The organism is Planktothrix sp. FACHB-1355 (genome assembly GCF_014748295.1).
In the GTDB taxonomy this organism is placed as follows: domain Bacteria; phylum Cyanobacteriota; class Cyanobacteriia; order Cyanobacteriales; family Aerosakkonemataceae; genus Aerosakkonema; species Aerosakkonema funiforme_A.
In genome coordinates this window covers 1-5,505 of the sequence record NZ_JACJUP010000366.1, presented here as the reverse complement: position 1 = coordinate 5,505, position 5,505 = coordinate 1, and the positions used below count along the sequence as shown (strand labels likewise).

Here is a 5,505-nt window from a genome sequence, read left to right as displayed (position 1 = left end):
TTAGGTGAGGTCATTTCGGAAGTGGTTACAACCTGAGTGTTTTCAGGATTGTCAGAAGAAATGACTTCTTTATGTTGTCCAAAACTATCAATTAACCACAGTTGTTTGATGGACATTCCCCCGCTGCGGATAGGGTTGAAAATGTCTCCATCAAGAATCTTGTACTGTAAGCTATTTCCTAAAGTCCAACGCACTTGTTCGTGGAAAATTTTTGCTACAGCATCAGTGGAAATGGGATCGTCTATTTCTAACTGTAAAGTTGGTTGAGCCAGCAATAGAGTATCATTAAATCCACTAATTACTTGCGCCTGACAGTCGGTGCTTTGCATTTCTCCATAAGCCCACAAAGCGACGAAGATGGGATCTTGAGATTGTTCTGTTTGATTGGCGAAAGTATTTTGACTTTCATACCAATTTTTAACATCCTCAAAATTCTGACTTAAGTAATCTGGCGTTTGCCTTTCGGCAGGAATATTATTAGCCGCGTAGTAGTCAGGGAGTAATTCTTGTGTTAGATAACTGGTGAGTCTTTCTGTCAATTCGAGGGCTACGGATGGCGTTAAAATGCTAAACCCTGTATAACTATTGGCATTGGGAACAAAATTACTTTCCGCACCTGATTTGAGCTTTAGGTCGATCGCATTAGGTTCTAAATTATAGTAATCGAGAATTTGCTTGGGGGAGTAATCTTGCACTTCTCCCGATTCCATATTACGACAAGGATAAGCAAAAACTGACCAATGGAAGGCAAAGGGATTCCAAGGTTGCTGAGTCCAGATGCTAAAATTAATCGAATCTTGTCCTGCTTCTGGTTTAAGTCCTTCAATTAACCCTTGCAGATTGTCTATATTCTCTGTAATCGTTGTCAAATCGAAGTCTAAGGGGTGACATTGTAATAGGTTGTCTTCTCTTAATCTGCCATCCTGTCCAAACCGAGTTGGAGATTGTGCTGCTTCTCCTGCTAAGAGAATTACTGGATCGCTAGGTCGCCAGTAATTTTGACTGGGAATTTGAGTGAGGGTATATTTATTATCTGAACTGCTGTTATAGGTAGCGATCGCCTGTGATAACTCCTCCAATTTATTAACCAAATTAAAGGCAATTTGAGATGGTGTGGGCGGAATATAAATAGTAAAAATTCCCCCTTCTACCTTCACCGGATAGGTTTGCTCATTGTCTTGTATTTCCCAAGATTCGCCCTCGCCAATCGTTATAACTGTTCGGTTATCAGATAAAGTTACCCCGCAGTTAGCAAATTCATTGGATATATCTGACCAAGGATATTCAGTCCCATCAGCACCAAAAGTCCCCTGAGCCGCTAATCGCATCAGATCTAGGTAATAGCTGAAATATTCATTCAACTTAGATACAATGCCAAAGGGTAAGGTTTTTGCTGTGATTGTATTTTCTGTAAATTCTAATTCTCCTGCTTGGGCGATCGCTGTGCGGAGGGGAATCAGGCTAGTCAGATTGATAGTATCATAGAAATCGCCATCGTCTTCAGCCTGGTTCTTCATAAAATAGTACCATTGGCTGTACAATTGACGGCGCATGGATTCTATATTCAGCCAAGCTTGATTGTATTGTTCTTGAACAACATTTAATTCATTGAGTAAATGAGCCAAGTTTGTTGGGATTGTGACTCGACTGGCTTGAATATTTCTCATTTTTGGAGTCTTTTCTTGGGTAATTTGCGGGATAATTGACCACAAGAAACCATCATTTTCTGTATTAAATCCCCATTCATGTCGCCCTTCTCGGAATTTGGCATCAATGTCGAGTTTTCGTGACTCCAATCGTTCCGATAATTGTAAAGCGTTTAACTTATCTTCTACAGCTTGACGAACTGTTGCATCATCACTGGAAAAACTATAAGCGAGATAGGCAGAAAGCGCTTATGGGGCGGAATTAGCTACTGCGATCGTCGGTTGAGATAAGCTTTTTACTCGCTCTATTGCTGAACGACTAGCGCCAGTATCACCAAAAGTAATCCTTCCATGATAAAGGGATCTTTGGGGTAATTCTTCTCCTTCCCCTAGTTCAATATTCCAATTAAATTCTTCTGCTAAGATTTCGAGTAATTCTTGGTTATCGCCAGAATGTTCTGCTAAAAATTGCTGTAGATAATCCTGTTCTTCATCACTATACCAACCGATGACATCGTATTGTAATCCAGTTGGTGGATTCTTACTGGGATAATCAGGATCGTAAAAGCCAAAAACACTGTGACAATTGGGATAAAATGCGGCAAAAGTCGCTTTAACTTCATCAAAAATCGGCACAGTTTCCTTAGTACCAATTGCGGTTAAACTCTCAGCATATTCTTTTGTTTCTGTTTCCAATAACCATTGTGTTAATTCCCAGGTTCGCCCCATATAGCGGTAACGTTGGTATTGATAAGTATTTTCATCATCAGGATTAACGGTAGCAAGATCTGGGGGTTCTATGAGAATATTAATGGCATCTGGCGGTGGACTATTATCATCTTTTTCTAATTCGGGATAAAGATAGTCACTTTCTATAATCCATTGTTTTTGCCCTCGCTCCCCTCCTTGGCGTAAAATTAGCCAACGGTTAGGAACACGAGGAAAAGTTGTTCCTGTTTCATCATGTTTCCCACTGGTTAAAGCATCAGGTAAAGACAAATGGAGATGAATTCCGGCTTTGAGAGTAAATTCTTGATTAAATAAGGGCGCTAGTATCTGTTCGCTAAGATTTTCTTGCCCTGTTCCATGAGTACCTTGGTATATATAGGGTAATTTACTATAATCGGCCATAGCCCTGAGTGCTTGCTGTTCTTGAGCTAAACAAAGGGCATCAACATGAATAGGAACCAGTAGAGTCTGACTCATAATTTTTATTTAATGATAATGACGGGTTTGCAGTCCAAGATAATTCTGTCGGTTGTGTTGAAAAAACCTTTTCAATCACTACCGATAGTGCTGCGATACATTTCTAATCTTCCGCCTCTAAGACCCATTCTTTAAGTAAGTAGGCTGAATTAATTAGAAAAGGGTAGGAGAAGAAAACACACAACAGGGAGCAAGCGCTCTCAGCTTTAAATCACAATAACAGGAATTACGCATCTGCCAAAAGAGCGATCGCAAAAGATCGCAAAACTTAAATTTTCGTAAACTGATATCTTGCACCATTCTCAACAAGACCTGAGAAAGCGGGTTTCTTAACGAAATATCTAGGCTTTTAGGTTCAGCTATTTGCAAGAAACCCGGTTTTGACGCCTGGTGCAAGATGTGAGTAAAGAAACCTGATACCCAGGATGGATTCGGCTCTCCCGGAGATATGGTGATAAGTAAAAGCTATACTAAATCCGGGATCGAAACCCGCTTTATCCCTAAGAAGGGTGAAGCATTGCGCGAGAAAAACTTTGGGTCAAGGGAATACACTTATCGCGGCAATGCTTCATTGCTACACTCGACACTATAAAGGGGCTAAATAATTCGTATTTGGTATTACTTATTGGCTCAAATGCTGGCCTATGCCCAAAAAACCGGGTTGGCTACCACAAGTACGTGAAAGCCATAATAATTAATTTTATTTTTCCGATGCACCCTACTTAATGTAACTAGCAATTTGAGTTACTATATTACTGAGTTTGTTGATTAGATGACTGTAAATTCAAACACGGTTCCTGGGCAAAACCCGTATTTCCCTGAACTGTAATATTGCATGAATATTTTATTGTTCCACTGTTATTGCCAATGTTATTCCTAATTATATTACCCTTACCTCCCAAGTTAGCTTTGGCAGCAATGGTTCCTGCCACGGTATTGTTTTCAATAATTACATTTTCCATTGAACTGGAACGATTGTTTGTATTAGCTTCTACATAAATCGAAGCTATATCGCTCACGTTAGACAATACTTTATTATCGCTAATACGCACATTGCGCGTAGAAGGTATCTTGTACAAACCAATATAAGCATTACCTTCATTTTTGACGATCGTCACACCATTAATTTTAGTCCCACCACAGCATTCCTGAATTAAAATTCCCTCTCCATCCACACTTAGATACGCAGTATCCATAACGCGATGTCTGTAAACTTGATAATTATTTCCTTCAATTTGAACATTATATCCAGACCAATCAATAGCGCGGTTCTCATATGTAACGGCTCCTCTGGGTTGCTTAGTTCCCGTCGGATCTGTCCACCATTCTTTGTTCGGCTGGTCTGAAATCTGGTTATCTTTAATTAACAAACCATCGCCAGATGCTTGGATACCTATTCTCATTGTGTGAAATACCCAGTTATCTCGAATAACAATTCCCTTGCGGAATAATCCTGGTTCAGTATTAGGTTCTGCGGCTAATGTAAATCCTTCCGGTTTTGAACGATTAACTACAATTCCATAGTGATTGCCATAGTGAAAGGGAACTTTGCTACCTTCAGCATAAGTAATAATTTCGTTTCCTTCTAAAGGTTTAATTTTGTAAGCGGGTTGTTCGTAATTGTCAGTAATAGCATCATTAAGGCGATTATTAGCAACCAAGACATTAGCAAAAGCATTTATGGTAATGTTGGCAGCAAAGCGATCGCTATAGCGCATCCAGGGCTCTTGAAAGGAAATATCTGGAACTTGGGGAGAAGGATCGGCAACATTATTGCTGCGGATGCCAAAAATAACAATATTTTGCTTCTTGCCAGTATCAATATCACCCGATAACTTGATTCCCCCCCGATTAATATCTACATTGACAATACCAATATTGCTATCCGACTCCGGTGCAGTTGTAAATATTTTTTTAAAAGCTGTATTGTTAGGTGTACCATTACCAGAAAACGTAGGTTCGTATTTGGAAAATATAAACTTAGTTGGTGGCTTGTATGAATCAGATTTAGCATCTTTTCCCGAAGGGGTATCTCCACGGATAACCACACCATTTTTCAAAAAAATGCTGTCTGTAAAAGTGTAAGTTCCGGAAGGAAAATACACTACACCACCCCCATTAGCAGTTGCCACATCGCGAGCGGCATTAAATTGTTCAACAATCGTAGAGCCCTTAAAATCATTAATGTTGTAAACGCAGTTCCATTTGATATTTTCAGTCCACGGATAAGCTTCGACTCCGTACTTGGCAGCAACAGGATTATCAGTTGGCCCAGCCTTGGGACTGCCGCAAGTTGAGGAAAGATTGACTGCTATAGAACTGGATGAGCGAACAACATTCTGCTTGGAACTGAATAAATATGTACTGCCACCAAACAGGATCAGTACAAAACCTGCTCCTAAAAGAGATAACAAAAAATATTTCAACAAAGCTTTTCGCGATATTCTCATCGTTATTAATTGGGATAACCTTGTGAAAGTCAAAACACCTACCTAAAACCGAGTTTATGGGTTCGACGACCTCTAAGAGGAGCGATCGCATCACCCTTTAGTCAATTAAAAACCAAAAAGCGCCCCCCTTTGCAGGAGAGCGCTTTTTGTTTAGCTAAATCTCAAACTTAGCCATTGATAGCAGGAGCAGTCATAGCAACCGG

At 39.9% G+C, this 5,505-nt stretch carries 3 protein-coding genes; all 3 read right to left on the bottom strand.

Annotated features, from left to right (window positions below; all coding sequences use genetic code 11):
- Positions 1–1,796, bottom strand: a 1,796-nt coding sequence (locus tag H6S82_RS16035; RefSeq protein WP_199317897.1) for a hypothetical protein, incomplete at its 3' end; no start/stop codon positions are given.
- 99 nt (positions 1,797–1,895) lie between these two features.
- Positions 1,896–2,852 carry a hypothetical protein gene (locus tag H6S82_RS16030; RefSeq protein ID WP_190475645.1) on the bottom strand — a complete coding sequence of 319 codons (957 nt, stop codon included), beginning with the start codon at positions 2,850–2,852 and terminating at the stop codon, positions 1,896–1,898.
- Between the two features lie 752 nt (positions 2,853–3,604).
- Positions 3,605–5,302, bottom strand: coding sequence for a glycosyl hydrolase family 28-related protein (locus H6S82_RS16025; protein ID WP_190475643.1), 1,698 nt, complete (start codon positions 5,300–5,302; stop codon positions 3,605–3,607).
- Positions 5,303–5,505: the final 203 nt, after the last annotated feature.